This window comes from Streptomyces sp. AC627_RSS907 (genome assembly GCF_019049165.1).
This window is the reverse complement of the sequence record NZ_JAGMUE010000998.1, coordinates 1-581: the sequence shown is the minus strand read 5'-3', so window position 1 is coordinate 581 and position 581 is coordinate 1. Positions and strand designations below refer to the sequence as shown.

At 67.6% G+C, this 581-nt stretch carries 1 protein-coding gene; it reads right to left on the bottom strand.

The annotated features are described in order from the left end of the window. Positions 1 to 550 (bottom strand): hypothetical protein (locus KUM32_RS39870; protein ID WP_217146611.1); only part of this gene is annotated, 550 nt, incomplete at its 3' end. Positions 551 to 581: the final 31 nt, after the last annotated feature.

Below are 581 nucleotides of genomic sequence, written 5' to 3'. Positions count from 1 at the left end.
AGACCAGGTACCGGTCCTCACGACGCAACTCCGCGGAACCCCACTCGACGCGCATGACGCCCGCCTCCATCGAGCAGGCATAGGCGACGAGGACGAGCCGCACGTCCTCGGGGAGCAGCTCCAGGTCTGGGTGTACCTCGGAGTCATCGAGCTCTTCCAAGCCCAGGTCGAGTGCCTGCTGCATGGGAGGCGGGCCATGACGGCGGATCAGGTCCGCTCGGAAGCCGGAGGCTCGACGGAGCCGCGCGGTGGTGACGGGGACGTCCTTCTTCGCGTAGCGGAGTGGGTAGATCAGGCGGCCACGGACGAGCATCATCGTGCGTCCCTGCATACGCACGGCTTCTCCCAGTTCGGAGAGGCCGGCGGCCAGTTCCTCGTACTGCACCGCGTAGAGACCATGCCCGTAGGCTTCGAGCGTCTGGGTGTGCACGCCCTCATGCCCGGTCCGGGCGCGTTCATGGGCCCGGCGGAGGCAGGCCGGGATGATGTCCGCCAGTTCACCGGCTATGTCTCCGAAGGTCTCACGCGCCCATTGGCTGGCCGAACCCACGACGTACCGCCCTTCTCAGGTGGTCCTGCGC